The 15,426-nt window shown below is 57.7% G+C and carries 15 protein-coding genes; all 15 read right to left on the bottom strand.

From position 1 onward, the window contains the following. Nucleotides 1–112: 112 nt before the first annotated feature. The 15 genes from AC0N03_RS02475 to AC0N03_RS02405 all read right to left on the bottom strand — a co-directional run bounded on the left by AC0N03_RS02475 (nt 113) and on the right by AC0N03_RS02405 (nt 15,188). Nucleotides 113–3,043 carry a bifunctional [glutamine synthetase] adenylyltransferase/[glutamine synthetase]-adenylyl-L-tyrosine phosphorylase gene (locus AC0N03_RS02475; protein ID WP_474286860.1) on the bottom strand — a complete coding sequence of 977 codons (2,931 nt, stop codon included), beginning with the start codon at nt 3,041–3,043 and terminating at the stop codon, nt 113–115. Continuing rightward, a complete protein-coding gene (locus AC0N03_RS02470; RefSeq protein WP_474286859.1) occupies nt 3,043–4,440 on the bottom strand; it encodes a sensor histidine kinase in 1,398 nt (465 codons plus the stop codon). The genes AC0N03_RS02475 and AC0N03_RS02470 overlap by 1 nt, the downstream gene beginning before the upstream one ends. After that, nucleotides 4,427–5,110 carry a winged helix-turn-helix domain-containing protein gene (locus AC0N03_RS02465; RefSeq protein WP_474286858.1) on the bottom strand — a complete coding sequence of 228 codons (684 nt, stop codon included), beginning with the start codon at nt 5,108–5,110 and terminating at the stop codon, nt 4,427–4,429. The genes AC0N03_RS02470 and AC0N03_RS02465 overlap by 14 nt, the downstream gene beginning before the upstream one ends. A 71-nt stretch (nt 5,111–5,181) precedes the next feature. After that, nucleotides 5,182–6,696, bottom strand: coding sequence for a Do family serine endopeptidase (locus AC0N03_RS02460; RefSeq protein ID WP_474286857.1), 1,515 nt, complete (start codon nt 6,694–6,696; stop codon nt 5,182–5,184). Between the two features lie 125 nt (nt 6,697–6,821). Then, the gene (locus tag AC0N03_RS02455) at nt 6,822–7,286 is read right to left on the bottom strand and encodes a cytochrome c-type biogenesis protein (RefSeq protein WP_474286855.1); all 465 of its coding nucleotides are present in this window, start codon (nt 7,284–7,286) and stop codon (nt 6,822–6,824) included. Nucleotides 7,287–7,288: 2 nt separating this feature from the next. Further along, nucleotides 7,289–9,271: a heme lyase CcmF/NrfE family subunit gene (locus AC0N03_RS02450; RefSeq protein ID WP_474286854.1), complete on the bottom strand. Its 1,983-nt coding sequence runs from the start codon at nt 9,269–9,271 to the stop codon at nt 7,289–7,291. Next, on the bottom strand, nt 9,268–9,714 hold the full coding sequence (ccmE, locus tag AC0N03_RS02445) for a cytochrome c maturation protein CcmE (RefSeq protein WP_474286853.1): 447 nt from the start codon (nt 9,712–9,714) through the stop codon (nt 9,268–9,270). Before ccmE ends, AC0N03_RS02450 begins: the two co-directional genes overlap by 4 nt. Before the next feature lies 1 nt (nt 9,715). Next, nucleotides 9,716–10,795 carry a c-type cytochrome biogenesis protein CcmI gene (gene ccmI / locus AC0N03_RS02440; RefSeq protein WP_474286852.1) on the bottom strand — a complete coding sequence of 360 codons (1,080 nt, stop codon included), beginning with the start codon at nt 10,793–10,795 and terminating at the stop codon, nt 9,716–9,718. A 45-nt stretch (nt 10,796–10,840) separates the two neighbouring features. Beyond that, a complete protein-coding gene (locus AC0N03_RS02435; protein WP_474286850.1) occupies nt 10,841–11,299 on the bottom strand; it encodes a glycine zipper 2TM domain-containing protein in 459 nt (152 codons plus the stop codon). A gap of 88 nt (nt 11,300–11,387) precedes the next feature. Further along, a complete protein-coding gene (locus AC0N03_RS02430) occupies nt 11,388–12,782 on the bottom strand; it encodes a sensor histidine kinase (RefSeq protein WP_474286849.1) in 1,395 nt (464 codons plus the stop codon). Continuing rightward, nucleotides 12,779–13,486 carry a response regulator transcription factor gene (locus AC0N03_RS02425; RefSeq protein WP_474286847.1) on the bottom strand — a complete coding sequence of 236 codons (708 nt, stop codon included), beginning with the start codon at nt 13,484–13,486 and terminating at the stop codon, nt 12,779–12,781. The genes AC0N03_RS02430 and AC0N03_RS02425 overlap by 4 nt, the downstream gene beginning before the upstream one ends. A 16-nt stretch (nt 13,487–13,502) precedes the next feature. Then, entirely contained in the window at nt 13,503–13,751 is a 249-nt protein-coding gene (locus tag AC0N03_RS02420; protein WP_474286846.1) for a PepSY domain-containing protein, read from the bottom strand. Between the two features lie 270 nt (nt 13,752–14,021). Further along, nucleotides 14,022–14,396, bottom strand: coding sequence for a hypothetical protein (locus AC0N03_RS02415; RefSeq protein WP_474286845.1), 375 nt, complete (start codon nt 14,394–14,396; stop codon nt 14,022–14,024). A 15-nt stretch (nt 14,397–14,411) separates the two neighbouring features. Continuing rightward, nucleotides 14,412–14,636: a hypothetical protein gene (locus AC0N03_RS02410; protein ID WP_474286844.1), complete on the bottom strand. Its 225-nt coding sequence runs from the start codon at nt 14,634–14,636 to the stop codon at nt 14,412–14,414. Nucleotides 14,637–14,657: 21 nt separating this feature from the next. Then, the gene (locus AC0N03_RS02405; RefSeq protein WP_474286843.1) at nt 14,658–15,188 is read right to left on the bottom strand and encodes a glycoside hydrolase family 108 protein; all 531 of its coding nucleotides are present in this window, start codon (nt 15,186–15,188) and stop codon (nt 14,658–14,660) included. Between the last annotated feature and the right edge of the window lie 238 nt (nt 15,189–15,426).

The raw sequence follows: 15,426 nt of genomic DNA, 5'->3' as shown, positions 1-15,426 counted from the left end.
ATGTAATCGACAGACAAAAAGCCGAAAAAACAATCGCATATGTTATTTTATACATGGCAACTCCTGCTCTTTACGCAGAAAAATTACTGCTTAAAATTTATATTTGCGATTCTTATTTCAATATTTCGTTGAAAATTTTACGAACACTGCGACGCGTTTCACCAAGCGCGCTCTCAAGTGTACGAAAATCCGGCAATTCCGCGACACGCGCGATGCGCTTCAATATGCCTTTCGCGGTTTTTGCAGGCTGGAACGGCCCTTCGATCGCCAGACGCAGCGCCTGCATCATGGCGCTGTAAAAGCCGAAAGCCTCTATAAGCACACCAGCCTTTTGCGGCGGCAGAAGGCGCGCCTCGCGCGCCGCGATCAACACAGCCTCGGTTGACGGATTGAGCAAGTCCGGAAATTGGGCTGCATGCGCCAGCACCAGATATTGCGCGATGAATTCAATATCCATCAGCGCGCCGCTGGCCAGCTTGAGATCGAACGGATCGGAGTCGCCCTTCTCCCGCGCAATCAGCTGGCGCATCTCATAGACATCTGCCTTCAGACTGGCAGGCGTACGCGGTTTTGCCAGAATGTCGCGGACAGCTCCGGCAGCCTGAGCCATCAGCCCCGCGTCGCCGGCAATAACTCTGGCCCGCGTCAGCGCCATATGCTCCCATGTTTCGGCCTCAGAGGCCTGATAGGATACAAATCCCTTGATCTGTGTCGCAAGCGGGCCCTTCTTTCCGGACGGACGTAGGCGCATGTCGACTTCATACAGACCACCGCGCCGCGTGCGCACAGTGAGCGCGGAAACAAGGCGCTGAGTCAGGCGTGTGTAATATTGCACGGCGTGAAGCGGGCGCGGACCATCTGAATCCGGATTGTCCTCGGCGAAATCATAAAGCAGCACAAGATCGAGATCGGAAGACGCCGTCATCTCGCGCGAGCCAAGCCTGCCGAAGGCCAGCAACGCACAGCACCCGCCCGGAACCCAGCCGTGATCGACGGCAAAATCCGCCTGAACCCGCGCCAGCGCCGCCTGAACAAGTGCATCCGCCAGTTCGGAATAGGAAGCCGCCGTCTGACGGGCATCCGCCGTACCCGCCAAAAAACGCAGGCTGATCAAGAAACTCTCTTCGAGAGCAATGTCACGGCTGCGGTCGAGAAAGTCCTCGATCGATAATTGATCGTCGAGAATTTCATCAATGCGGTGTTTGAGGCGGTGCTCGCCGATTGGTGCGAAGGAAGCGGGGTCAATGGCCGCGTCGAGCACATGCGGGCGCGTGGCGATGACATGCGCAAGGCGCGGCGCGCTGCCGAGAATATCGGCGAAAAGATCGCGGATTCGATCATTGGATTTGAGAATCGAAAAAAGTTCTATGGCGGCGGGCATCCGGCCAAGCGCCTGATCAAACGCCAGCAGAGCCGCATCCGGATCTCCCGCCCCTCCGAAGGATTTCAGCAGGCCGGGCACGAGTTCCGTCAGAACCTCGCGCGCTCTGGCGGACTGCACAGCCGTACGGCGACCAAAATGCCAGCCGCGGATAATTTCGGCGGCGGCATGGGGATCGCTGAAGCCCAGCCGCGTTAATGTCTCAAGCGTAGCCGGATCATCCGCAGTGCCCGTAAACACCAGGCTGCCCTCGCTCGCGTCAAGCCCCGGCGCATCCTCAAACAAGCGCGCATAATGAAACTGCACTTTGGCAAGCTGCGCGGTCAGGGCTTTGGCAAAGGCACTTTCTCCCGCATAGCCACAGAACCGGGCGAAGCGTTTTAAAGCCTCCGGGTCAGACGGCAGTCGCTGCGTCTGCTCGTCGGCGATCATCTGCAAACGATGCTCGAGCATACGCAAAAAGCGGTAGGCTTGCGACAGATCCTGCGCGGCACGGGCGCTGATCCACTGGCCGCCGAGCAGCTCCTGCAGCATGTCCAGTGTCTTTCGTCCGCGCAGTGCCGGCCGGCGGCCGCCATAGATCAGTTGCTGCGTCTGCACGAAAAATTCAACCTCGCGGATGCCGCCGCGTCCCAGCTTGATGTCATGCCCTGCCACCGCGATTTCGGCATGGCCGCGCACGGTATGAATCTGCCGTTTCATGGCGTGGATATCGGCTATGGCCGCATAGTCGAAATATTTGCGCCAGATGAAGGGCGTCAGATCACGCAGGAAACCAGCGCCGAGCGGAATATCGCCGGCTATGGGCCGCGCCTTGATGAACGCCGCGCGCTCCCAGTTCTGGCCAAGCATTTCGTAATAGGCAAAGGCTGCAGGCAGGCTCACCGCGACATTGGTGGAGCCGGGGTCAGGCCGCAAACGATAATCGACCCGCACAACATAGCCGTCTCCCGTACGCTCCTGCAGGAGGCGCGCCAGATGCCGGGTGATGCGGACATAGAGCGAAGAGGGCTCTTGTCCGGCAGAGATGGTCTTCGAGGCCGGATCATAAAAGACGACTAGATCAACGTCGCTGGAATAATTCAATTCGCGCGCGCCGTGCTTGCCCAGCGCCAGCACAACAACGCCGCAATCCATCGCCGGATTGTCGGCCTGCGCCAGATGCAGGTGCCCCGCTTCAGCCGCTCTGGCGAGTGCAAAATTAAGCGCACAGGCCACTGCGGCATCGGCAAAATCAGAGAGCGCCTGCGTCACGAGATCGACGCTCCACAAACCGCCGAGGTCCGCAAGCGCAATCAGCAGGGCGCTGGCCTGCTTGGCGCGGCGCAATTCGCGCATGAATTCCGCCTCGCTGCCAGCTTCAGTCCAAAGCGTGTTCAGGCGCTCCAGAACGTCTGCAAGGCTGACTTCAGCCGGGCGCGTCAAAAACCCGTGGAGACGGGCCGGATCATGCAGGGCCAGCCGCCAGAGATAAGACGAATGATCGGCCAGACCCTGCAACAAGGCGGCCGCTTCGTCTTCCCGCTCGACAAATGAGGCGATCTCGGGAGAGCGCGCAGTAAGCTCCGCGAGTTTCTGGGCTGCAGACCGGGGCGTAGAAAGCTTTATGCGGCAATGCAGCCGGTCTTTGAGGGCTTGGGCGGAGAGCACGATTTCGTTCATTATTGAGCCGCAGGCAACAGGACGGGAGCCGAGGCAACAGCAGTCGCCGGCCAGGACAAAACAACCATAAGCCCCGGCGCATTATCTTCAAGCCGCAATGCGCCGTGATGCAGATGCGCCACAGCATTGCACAGGGAGAGACCGAGGCCGAAGCCCGGGCGCGACCGGGATCCTTCGAGCCGGACAAACCGGGCGATCACGCGCTCGCGATCTGCCGGGTCTATGCCGCTGCCATGGTCGCCGACGCGCAGCTCAACCCGCCCGCCGGACGCGGAAACACTGACCGATACATCCGAATTGCCGTATTTGAGCGCATTGTCGATGAGATTCGCCAGAGCCTGACCGACAAGTTCCCGATTGCCGAAGGCCGGGCAACTGGCGGGCGCATCGACCTTTATGGCGTGGCCCGCCTCTTCCGCGATCGGCTCGTAAAGCTCAACCACATCGCGCGCCACTTCCGCGAGATCAAATTCGGCAAGGCTGGCGCCCGCATCGCCGGCCTCGACACGCGCTATCATCAGCAAGGCGTTGAAAACGCGGATCAACCCATCCGATTCATCGATAACTTTCTCAATCGCGGCGCGAAGTTCCTGCGGATCCTGCGCACCGCGTAAAGCTTCCTCGGCATGATTACGCAAGCGCGTGAGCGGCGTGCGCAAATCATGGGCGATATTGTCCGACACCTCGCGTAGCCCCGTCATCAATTCACCGATACGATCCAGCATCGCATTGAGGCTGCGCGCGAGACGGTCGAGTTCGTCGCCGCTGCCATTAACGGGCAGGCGCTCGCCAAGTTCGCCGTTCATGATCGTGAGAGCCGTGGCGTTGATGGCATCAACACGCACCAGCACCCGTCTGGCCACGATAAGTCCGCCAAACGTTCCGATAGCGGCGAGCAGGCCAAGCGACGTGTAGAGCGCTCTGCGCAGGACGTGACGCAGGCGGTCCCTCTCATCCAGATCGCGCCCCACAAGCAGACGGAACCCGCCGGGAATAACGACGATACGCGCCATTGCCGGGTGGTGCGGCTCGAGCTCATCGTTGCGCTGATAGGGCGTTTCGACGATGCCCGGCCGGTCCAGCACGCCATAAGGCAGCGTGGCCACATTGCCCGCAAGTTTGTCGCCGGCAAAAGTGGTGACCAGATAAAGCGAGGCGCCCGGACGCATGGAGCGCTTCTCGACTATATGCACGAGGCGCTCCAGCCCGCCGACATTATATTGCTCGGCCAGTCCGGCGATTTCGGTATCGATGATCTGGCTGTTTTCCTCATCGAGCAATTGTGTGACATTATGGCCAACAAAAGCCAGTACCCCGACGGCGCCCACAGCAAACATCAGGAAATAGCCCAATGTCAGCTTGAACGCCGTTGTGCGGATCAGTTTACCGAGCGCCATCACGGATCATATATCCTGCGCCGCGAATGGTATGGAGCAGCGGCACATCGAAACCTTTATCGATTTTTGCACGAAGCCGCGAAATATGCACATCGATGACATTGGTCTGCGGATCAAAATGATAATCCCATACATGTTCGAGCAGCATGGTGCGCGTGACCACCTGTCCGGCATTTTTCATGAGATATTCCAGCAGGCGATATTCGCGCGGCTGCACATCGATCTCGACCCCGCCGCGGGTAACCTTATGCGACAATCTGTCGATTTCCAGATCGGCGATCTTGTAGCCTGTCTCCTCGCTGACCTGCTTTGAACCGCGCCGCATGAGCACTTCGACGCGGGCCAGCAATTCGGAAAAGGCATAGGGCTTGGTGAGGTAATCATCGCCGCCCGCCCGCAGCCCCTTGACCCGGTCATCGACCTGACCCAGCGCCGAGAGGATGAGCACCGGAGTTTGCAGACCTTGCTCACGCAAGCCGCCAATGAGCGTCAGTCCGTCCATTTTCGGCAACATGCGATCGACGATCAGTACCTGATACTGGCCTTCTTGCGCCATGGCATATCCGTCAAGACCATTGGCCGCATGATCGGCCACATGGCCGCTTTCAGCAAAAGCCTTCACCAGATATTTTGCTGCCTCGGCATCATCTTCAATGATCAGAATACGCATGACGGAATGATACATAAATTTTACAGAAAAAGCAGGCCATTATCGGCCTGCTTTTCTCCTGAGTCAGGAATTCACGAATTTGCCTGAGTGGACAAAGCCACGAAGTGCATATTTTCGCCGGTCTTGATCTGCAGAAGCACGGCTTTGTGCCCTTCCTTCTTGGCCTGATCAAAAGCCCCGACAAAATCGGCCACCTTGTTCACGGGCTTGCCGCCCGCTTCGAGGATGACATCGCCTTGCTTCAGGCCTTTTTGTGCAGCAACGCCCTGATTGTCGATATCGGCGACGACAAGTCCCTTCTGGCCCGCTCCGTCAACCATGGCGGCCGGCACCAGCTTCAGGCCAAAAGCTGCGAGCGAGGCGTGACCGACATCCGGACTTGCGAGGCTGGCCTGCTGCTGATCCGTCGGCATGGGCGCCAGCTTGATCGCCACTGTCTTATCGGCGCCATCGCGGATATAGCCGATTTCGACATTATGATCAGGCGGCAGCGACGAGATCTTGCGGGCAAGTTCGCGCGGGCCGTCAATCGCCTCACCATTGACGCTGACAATCACGTCGCCGGATTTGAGCCCCGCACCCGCTGCCGGCCCGCCCTTTTCAGGCTCTGCCACCAGCGCACCCTTCGTGGACTTCAAACCCATGCTGTCGGCTATATCCTGACTGACCGGCTGTATTTGCACGCCGATCCAGCTGCGCGAGACATAGCCCTTGTCGCGAAGCGACGCGACCACACTTTGAACCGTATCGGAAGGAATAGCGAAGCCGATGCCGACGCTGCCGCCCGAGGGCGAATAGATGGCTGTATTAACCCCAACCACCTGCCCTTCAGCGTTGAATGTTGGACCGCCCGAATTGCCGCGGTTCACCGGTGCGTCAATCTGGAGGAAATCGTCATAAGGCCCTGAGCCGATATCCCGCCCACGCGCCGAAACGATGCCCGCCGTGACCGTGCCACCGAGGCCGAAGGGGTTGCCGACCGCGATCACCCAGTCGCCGATGCGCGGTGTTTGCGGTGCGAAATTGACAAAGGGGAAGTTGCCGCCATTCGTGACCTTGAGCAGGGCAAGATCCGTTTTCTTGTCGACGCCAATGATCTTGGCATCATAGGTTTTGCCGTCATCGGTTGTGACCGTGACGTCCTTGGCGTTTTCCACCACATGATTGTTGGTGACGACATAGCCATCAGCCGAGATGAAGAAGCCGGAACCCAACGCTTCGCCGGTGCGCGGGCGAGCCGGGCGATTCATATCGCCGAATTGCCTGAAAAAGCGCTCCATCGGGCTGCCTTTAGGAAATTGCGGCATGTCCTGCACGCTCAGGCCAGACGAGTCGGACGAGGGCTCAACGATCTTTACCTTGACGGCGACGACTGCGCCTTTGACACGGTCAACAATATCCGCAAACGAGGCCGGGCCTGCCGCCTGTATGGTTGCCGCATGTACCGGGTTAGCTGCGATCGTCGCGTTCAACACCATGCCGCCGAGCGCTGAAAGCGCCACGCAGGCCAGAAGCGCTGATCGCAGCGAGGATCTCGACGGCTTGAGCTCAAAACCGGCAGGATTTTTGCGGGGAGAGGTAAGCATTCTGTTCACTCCAGCTCTTGAAATGGGAGGCGCGAAGGGCGCGCCGTGATGCTGGGAGAATGCAAAAAACGAACTTACGCCGAAGTGGCGGCAGAATGAATATTTTGTAAGATTAATATAATAGTTCAGCCCGCATCACGATCCAATATGCGGGCCAGTCTGGCCTGTTCCTCGGGCGTGAGATTGTCGTCTTTCTGCACCGAGGATGCCTGTGTACGCATATACAGCACCAGACCAGACCCGAAAATCAGCGCCAGCGCCGGGAATAGCCAGAGCAGATAATTTTTGGGACTGAAGGACGGCTCCAGCAGAATGAATTCGCCATAGCGGTTGACCAGATATTTCTTGACGGCCTCGTCAGAATCTCCGGCCAGCAGGCGCTGGCGCACCAGCACACGCAAGTCATGGGCCAGCGGCGCATCAGAATCGTCGATCGACTGATTCTGGCAAACAAGGCAGCGAAGCTGTGCCGAGAGAGTCCTCGCGCGGTGCTCAAGTGCAGGGTCAGCCAGCATTTCATTGACTTGCACGGCCTGAGCCGCCATCGGAGCCAGCATGAGCAGAAATGCCAATATGAATCGCAGACGCATTGTTACTCCGCGGCAGCGAGGGAGTTGGCACGGCGCGCAGCTTTCACTGGCAATCCGAGCCGCAAACGGCGGTCCATCAGCGAAACGAGACCGCCAAAAGCCATGATTATCGCCCCCAGCCAGATCAGTGTTACCAAAGGTTTCCAATACAAGCGCATATTAACCGATCCATCGGCATTGACATCAGCCATGCTGACATAGACCTGACCAAAATTAAGCGTCGCTATGCCGGCCTTGGTTGTGCCCATCTGCCGGACAGAATAGTTGCGCTTTGCCGGTTCAATTTCGGCCACGTCCACCCCGCCTTTGCGAATAGCAATCTGCGCCACGGCCTCATTATAATTCGGGCCGGGACGAGAAAGAATCTGCCCAAGAACGAGTTCATAAGGGCCGAGCTGTACGGCTTGATCAGGACGCATGGCCACCACCTGCTCCACGCCCCATCCGGTAGCGGAAAGGCCCAGCAGGACAATGCCGACGCCGGCATGGGCAAATGCAGTTCCGAAAGCCGATAGCGGCAAGCCGGTCAGGCGGTACCAGGCAATGCGCAGACTCTGCTGCCTTTTCCATACGCGGGAGAATATTTCGGCAAATGAACCGAGAATTATATAGACGGCAACCGCCATGCCGACGGGTGCGAGCACAGGTCCGCCACGCCGAACGGCAAGAATCGCCAGCAATATTGCCAGACCAATCAGAAACGCGAAGCCGAGGCGCTGCACGACGCCGTAAAGATCGCCGCGCTTCCAGCTCAGGGATTGCCCGACAGGAACAAGCAGGAGCAACGGCCAGATCAGAATAGCAGCACACAGGTTGAAATAGGGCGCTCCAACCGAAATCTTGGCCCCGGTCAGTGCTTCCAGCGCCAGCGGATAGAGCGTTCCAACCAGGATGGTCGCACAACTCACGGTCAGCAACAGGTTGTTGATGACCAGTGCCCCCTCACGCGAGATCGGCGAGAACAGGCCGCCGGCCTGCAGGCGCCCGGCTCTCCAGGCATAAAGCGCAAGCGATCCGCCAATGAAAATCACAAGAATGGCGAGAATGAAAACACCGCGCCGGGGGTCGGTTGCAAAGGCATGCACCGAAGTCAGCACACCTGAGCGCACAAGAAACGTGCCAAGCAGCGACAAGGAAAATGCGACTATGGAGAGGAATATCGTCCATATTTTCAGAGCGTTTCGCTTTTCCATCACCAGCGCCGAGTGGAGCAGTGCTGTTCCGGCGAGCCAAGGCATCAGCGAGGCATTTTCCACCGGATCCCAAAACCAGAAACCGCCCCAGCCAAGCGTATAATAGGCCCAGTAAGACCCCATGGCGATGCCGAGCGTAAGGAAGATCCAGGCCGTCATGATCCATGGGCGTGCCCAGCGGGCCCATGCAGCGTCAATCCTGCCATCGATCAAGGCAGCAGCCGCAAAAGAGAAAGACAGCGAAAAACCGACGTAGCCAAGATAGAGCAGAGGCGGGTGAATGGCGAGGCCGGGATCCTGCAGCACCGGATTAAGATCGCGCCCTTCGGCCGGCACGGGAAAAAGCCTGACGAACGGGTTTGATGTGAAGAGGATAAAGGCCAGAAACGCCAATGAAATCAGCGATTGAACGCCCAGAACATTGGCCTTGAGCACAGGCGGGATGGATCGGGCAAACACGGCGAGCAGCGCCCCAAAGAGTGCCAGAATCAGCACCCAGAGCAGCATGGAGCCTTCGTGGTTGCCCCAGACGCCGGATATTTTATAGATCAGCGGCTTGAGGCTGTGCGAATTCTCAAAAACATTGAGAACTGAAAAATCGTCAGTGACATGGGCGTAGGTCAAAATACCATACGCCAGAGCGATGAAGGCAAATTGCGCAACGGCCAGCGAAGATCCGGCGCGCATCAGATATGTATCCCGGCGCCATGCGCCCCAAAACGGCACCACGCCCTGTATTATCGCCAGAACGAAGGCCAGAATAAGCGAGAAATGTCCCAGTTCAACGGTCACTGCGCCTGTCCTTTCGGGGGCTGCCAAAGGCCCTTGGCCTTCAGAGATTCCGCAACCTCACGCGGCATGTAACGTTCATCGTGCTTAGCCAAAACAGAATCGGCGTGAAAAGCCTTGGACCCTTCGTATACGCCCTCGACAATGACGCCCTGTCCTTCGCGAAACAGATCCGGCAATAAGCCGGAATATTCCACCGGAAGATTACCCTGTCCGTCGGTGATCGTGAAACGAACCATCTGGCCCTGCTTGTCAACGCTTCCCGTCTGCACCAGCCCACCAATACGCAACCTCGCTCCCACGTGAACAGACTTCGCGGCCAGTTCCGAGGGCGTGAAGAAGAAAACTACTGTATCGCGCAGCGCATACAGCATCAGGCCGGCTGCAAGGCCAAGAACACCCAAGGCGCCAAATATCAAGGTCAATCGTCTTTGCTTGCGAGTCAAGCTAGTCTCCTAATCCTTGCGCCGTGGCAAGTTCATTCAATTGCGCCAGAGCTGTCGCCTTTCCGGCAAATTGTGCCCGTGCATCGCGCAAAGCATTTTTTGCGTCGTCCGGTTGATGCAGCACGGCGTAAGAGCGGATAAGCCGCAGCCAACCGTCCAGATCATCCGGATTTTGTTTCAATTTTTCAGCCAGTCCCGCAACCATGGATTTGATCATCGGCAGCGCATTTGCCGGCAATTCGCTGGCCGCAGGCTGGGCCAGCTTGCTCAGCCGGCCTTCCACCGCCTGCTTCCAGGGCGCGTCAGCCGGAGCCTTATTCAGAAGGTCTTTCAAAAGGCTCATCGCCTGATCGATGTGGCCGTCCTGCTCCTCAAGGATGGATTTATAGTATACGGCCTTGGGCAGATCGGATTTAAGCGCCAGAGCGCGATCAACCGCCGCGCGCGCCTGATCGTTCATCCTGCCATTGGCGGCAAAATAGGACGCTTCGGCAAGATCAGCCTGACGTTCGGGCGTCTCGCCCAAAAGCTGAAGTGCCTTTTGCGCTGCATGTTCGGCATCCTGATATCGTCCAAGCCGCTCATAAATCGGCAGCAGAACTTCATAGCCCATACCATCATCGGGATGCGTCGCCAGATGCTGTTCGATCTTGGTCACCGCATCGGGAATGGACGGTACAGAGGGTGAGGACGCCTGAACGGCGCGCGGCGGCGCGAAGCTGCCCAGCCGCGCATAAAGCCCGAAAGACACAAGCGGCACGATCAAAATCGTCAATACGGCAAGCCATCTGCGGCGCAATAGCGAGGCTTTGTTGCTTGGACCCTGCCCTACATCAGCATCCTTGCGCTGCAGCAGCAGCCGGGCCGCCATCATTCTGGCCTCTTCGGCTTCCTCGGCGCGCAGCAACTTACGCTGCACATCCTGCGCGATCCGGGCAGCCTGCGCATGATAAAAGTCCACATCCGCGTCCGCGGCCGCGCGCGCAGCGCGGCTGAGCGGCCACAGCACAGACATGACCGCCAAGCCAACCAGCAAAATAAAGAAGATCCACATCATCGGCTTGTCTATAAACTGCGCCACGAATATTAGCCAGCGCACAAACTGACGCGGCTTTCGCCTGACAGATCAGCTGACAATGCGCCAGCGACCATCGGGATCGCGACAGGCAAGACCATGGCCTGAAGTCGGACGACCGTCGATATAGATGGTTTGTGTATATTCACGGCAATAGCCCTCGGGGCGATAGACCTCCGGCCCCGGATCGACATAACCATAGGCGCCGTGCGGTCCGCGCCAGCTTTGCCGCTCGCCATAAGCCACCGCATCATATTGCGCGTTATAAGCGGCTCTGCGATCCGCTTCATCAAGCTGCGCACCGATGCCACCACCGATCACGCCGCCGATCACTGCACCCGCTACCGTATTGATAGCCCGGTTATTGCCATGGCCGATAGAATTTCCAATCAATCCGCCAGCCAATGCTCCCAGCATACTGCCGGAAACCTGATTCTGACCCGGTTGGGAACAACCGGGCAACCCCAGCACCGACACTGCCAACAACCCAAAAATCACGAGCTTCTTCATTCCGATCCTCACAATGGCACATTCATCCCGGACTGGAGTGAATATGACGGTAACGTATTCCGTTTCAATAGCTTACTTAAAAAACTCGCTATCTCTCGACGCAGGCGAGCCGCAATGAGGCGCGCAAGCCCCCCTTAGGGTTTCGCTCCAGCGACAGATTGCCATTATAGGCTGAAACCAAATCCACAACGATTGCCAGCCCCAACCCGCTGCCGGGCAAAGTTTCGTCAAGACGTTTTCCGCGCTTGGTTGCCTCAAGACATTCCTCCGGGCTCATTCCCGGCCCGTCGTCATCGATCCGCACCAGAAAAAAACTGCGCCCATTCAGAGGATCAACAGGCAAAACCTCAATCGCAACCGAGACAGCCCGCCGTGCCCATTTACCGGCATTGTCCAGAATATTTCCCAAAATCTCGTCAAGATCCTGCTTCTCGCCGCGGAAAAGCAAATCATCCGGACATTCGGTAATGAGCGTGAATGTCTTATCTGGGTAAATTTTGGCAAAAGTGCGCAAAAGCGCATTCAAAGCCGGCTTGACCTCTGCCGCTACGCCAATCGCCCCAGCCCTTGTAACCGCTCGGGCGCGCTCAAGATAAAGATCGATCTGGGTTTTCATTAATTCCGCCTGCTCCTCCACTTTGCCGGAGAGCGGCGTCGCGTGCATACGCGCCTCGTTCAATATGACGCTCAGAGGCGTTTTCAGGGCATGCGCAAGATTGCCGACAAGTGTGCGCCCGCGTTCAGCTATTTCGCGGTTTGAGATAAGAAGCAAATTGAGTTCAGCCGCAAGCGGAACGAGATCGGAAGATTCCGTGCCTTCGATCTTCTCTGCGGCGCCATGCCGGATCGCCGAAACGCCCTCCTGCAGGCGGCGCAGCGGGACGAGCGCAAATCGCACCTGAAAAACGACAGATCCAAGCAAGGCGGTAATCAAAATTACAAATGCGATTCCCAGACGCAGTTCGAACTGATTGACATCTTGCGAGAGTTCTTCGGCATTTCCAGCGACCTGAACCAGAAATATTCCGTTGTCGCCGGTATCGATGATCTGCTCAACCATCCGCAACCGGCGATCGTCAGGGCCGGTGAAATAGCCGCTGCGTACACCCACCACATCGCCTGATATGCCCAGATCGGCAAGTTTCGGCAATTTGCTCGCAGAGAGAGAACGCGAGGCGTGCAACTCGCTTTGTCCTTTATCCGTTCTCGTGATCTGCCAATACCACCCAGAATAAGGAATAAGAAATTGCGGGTCGCCCAACTGTCCGATCTGGGCGCGGCCTGCTGCATCCGAAGTGGCAAGATCAGCAACCAGCGCATGCAGATAAACGTCGAGACGCTTGTCGAAGGCAACCTCACTGTCGCGGATATAAAGAGTGGTCAGGATGACGGCGCCGGTCAAAAGGATAACGCTGCTCAGAATTGCCGCGGAGACAAACAAGCGCAGCGCCAGAGATTGGCGCATCAGCCACGAAAATATCATTTTGCCTGGCCGCCCTTTGCTTCGCCGCTTTCGGTTGTTTCATTCTGTGATGGCTGGATCACATATCCCAACCCACGCACAGTCTCGATAATATCGACACCAAGCTTTTTTCGCAATCGTCCGACAAATACCTCTATAGTATTGGAATCACGGTCAAAATCCTGATCATAAAGATGTTCGACCAATTCGGTGCGCGATATCACCTTACCGATATGATGCATCAGATAGGACAACAGGCGAAACTCATGCGACGTCAATTTGACCGGCGCGCCCTGGACGAGCACGCGGCTGGTGCGCGCATCGAGCGTGACAGGCCCGCAGACGAACTCGTTGGTCGCATGACCGCTGGCACGGCGAAGAAGTGCTCTTAATCGGGCAAGCACCTCTTCAATATGAAAAGGCTTGGCAACATAATCATCCGCACCTGCATCGAATCCCTCGACCTTGTCGCTCCAGCGATCCCGTGCGGTCAGAATGAGCACAGGCATGGTCTTTCCGGCTTTCCGCCATGCCTGCAGCACCCGCAAACCGTCTATTTTGGGCAATCCCATATCGAGTATGACGGCATCATAGGGCTCGGTTTCACCAAGAAATTGTCCCTCCTCGCCGTCAAACGCCCGATCCACGGCATAGCCCGCCTGCTCCAGCGCGAGGCATATCTGACGATTGAGATCCTTGTCATCTTCCACCACGAGCAAACGCAAAAATAACTCCTCCTATTTATCTGGGGCTTACGGTGCGCCCGGATGCAGCATCAACATAAATGCGAAGGACACGGCCGTCCCGATGAAGCAACAGAACTTCATAGACCAGCTTCTCGCCCCACTGGCAAAGACGGATATCGAGAGGCTCTGCCCGCGCCAGCGCCACCATCGAATTCATAACCCGGAACGGCGGCAGAATGTGATGCTCGGCAACCGCGTCACGGGCCTGATGCGGGGAAAGACAATAATCCGATGGCGCGGCCAAAACCGGCTCCGCCGAAGCGAATCCGATCATAAGCAACCAAATGACCAACCCAGCCCATCTCATTGCGTCACATTGAAAGAAGCGGTGTGAATATTGGGTGAATAGTCGGGATATTTATCAAGTTCGCGAAAGAATTGCACGAGCAGCTTCTGTCGCGCCGCACAGTCCGTCAGCGATAATCTGTCCCTGCCCCAAAGCGCGACAATGCGCCGCGCGCCGAGGGTTTGATCGTCGAATTGCTGCGGGCGAACGCAACTCCGCATCAAAGAGTCAGGGGGTTGGCTCAGAAGCGGGGCGATCGTCACCGATTCGCCTGAGGGCGCGCACGAGCCCAGCATCAAGGCAGGTGCGAGCCCAAGAACCGCTGAGCCGCGCTGCAGCCATAGCCTTGTCGAATTGTTCCTGCGCATGAATTCTCTCGTCCTCGATCTGTTGCATCTTTCGCGATACCGAGGCCGAAGCCGCTGCCGCGGCCCGGCGCTCCAGCTCTATAGCCTGCGTCATCTGAGAGCGTATTTCCGCGCGGCCGCTTTCCTGTCCCCGGACATAGGCATCGCGAAGCGTGGAGCGGACCACAGCGGCAAGACCAGCTCCGGCGGATATCAGAAACACCAGCACAACGCCGGAGAGATATAATTTCGACATCTGAGCCCGCCCCTGTCACTTGATCGGCCCGATGGCGCGGAAGCGGCCCACAATTGCATTGACGCCGCCGAGCAAGCTGGTAACAGCGGCGCCGAAAGCGCCCATATCGCCACTGCGCCATGCAAGCACGGCAGCGCCGGCAGAGGCTCCGATCACCGCGATTGATGACCAGACAGTTTGCGAAGCCCAGAAAGGCTTTGCCGTATCAACCGATGTTAAATTTGCAGGCAGGCTGTCCATAGTCAGTTTCCTTTCACATATTCAGGCAGAAGATTCAGGGGATTCGACGAGGCTGAGCGCGCGTTGCCGTACACCGGCAACCCGCTTGTTCCAGCCGCGTCCAAATTTGGCAAAAGTTGGCAAGGCTTCCAGAAAATCCAGCCGGCCCGCACAAAGACGCTCAATCAGCACCGCAGCGTCGGAATTACGCGCCGCGCCAAGGCTCCGGGGACCGAGAATTCCGTCCGGCTCGACACCAAGCGTTGTTTGTAGGTGTCGGATCGCCTGAGCAACACCCGAATTGACGGCAAAATCAAATACGGCCAGATCGACGCCTGCGGGAAGTTCGTCCCCGCAGATCGCCTTCCAGAACGTTTCCCGATAGATGGCCGCAGCTTCGTTCCGAGTCAGCGCCCTGATATCTGCCCGGGATACGGGCCTGCGTCTGAAGTGCGCCAGCGTCGCGCGCGTGATGCCCATATTGGTTGCGCCGCCGCGATCAAGCGGATCATCGACATATCCGCCCTCGAAGCGCAGCGTTGAATTTAATGCTGCTGTAAAATTTTCGCGCATTGGGCTTTGTTCCAAAAATAGGCAAAGCTCGCTCGTCCACGCGTCCGGCAAATGCCGCTGGCGCGCGCTCTTGAGGGACGAAGCAAACGGAATGGCGGATTATGATGCAGGCGAAATGTTCAGACTTCCGGCCGCAACCATTGCCATAATGGCTGCGTAGTCGGCGTTGCCTGAATCAAGCGGTACAATGGCTGGCAAACCGTTGATGCAAACGCTGACGGCGCAGGGCGAGCCGGAC

The sequence above is a fragment of the Methylocystis sp. sgz306128 genome (assembly GCF_056032725.1).
This window is presented reverse-complemented; position numbering and strand designations above follow the sequence as displayed.